Genomic DNA, 514 nt, shown 5'->3' with positions numbered 1-514 from the left:
AAAACTCCCGTCCGTCGTCGTGCGCGTGGGCGCATCAGACCGCCGGCATCACTCCTTGACCGGGATCGACTGCGCCTTGAGCGCCGCGACCGTCTTGGACTGCCCCGACTCGAGCGCGTCGAGGAGGGTCCCCTGCCCGGAGGCCGCCTGGCCGAAGCCGTCCGACACGTCCGAGTAGGTCTGGGTCATCGTCGGACCCCAGGTGAAGGGCTGGATGTCCTTCGCCGCGGTCGCGAACTCCTCGTAGATCTTCTGGTTGCCGTAGAACGGCAGCCCCTCGGTGAGGGCGGGGAGCTCGGCGCCGGTGGACGACGCGGGGTAGAGGTTCGCCTCCTTGTTCAGCGCGGCGAGCGCCTCCTTCGAGGTGTTCAGCCAGACGAGGAACTCCGACGCCTCGGCCGGGTGCTTGCTGCCCGCGAAGACGACGTTCGACGAACCGCCCCAGGCGGCCGACTTCGAGTCACCCTCGGACCAGGGCGGCATCGGCGCGACGGCCCACTTGCCCGAGGTCGAC

General features: G+C 69.5%; 1 pseudogene. It reads right to left on the bottom strand.

Annotated elements, in window-relative coordinates:
• Positions 1–48 precede the first annotated feature (48 nt).
• Positions 49–514, bottom strand: a pseudogene (locus I5E_RS16310) (sugar ABC transporter substrate-binding protein); the annotation flags it as partial.

This window comes from Curtobacterium sp. B18 (genome assembly GCF_000333375.1).
In the GTDB taxonomy this organism is placed as follows: Bacteria; Actinomycetota; Actinomycetes; order Actinomycetales; family Microbacteriaceae; genus Curtobacterium.
Note: the sequence above shows the minus strand (reverse complement) of the source record. Positions and strands in the feature narration are given on the sequence as shown.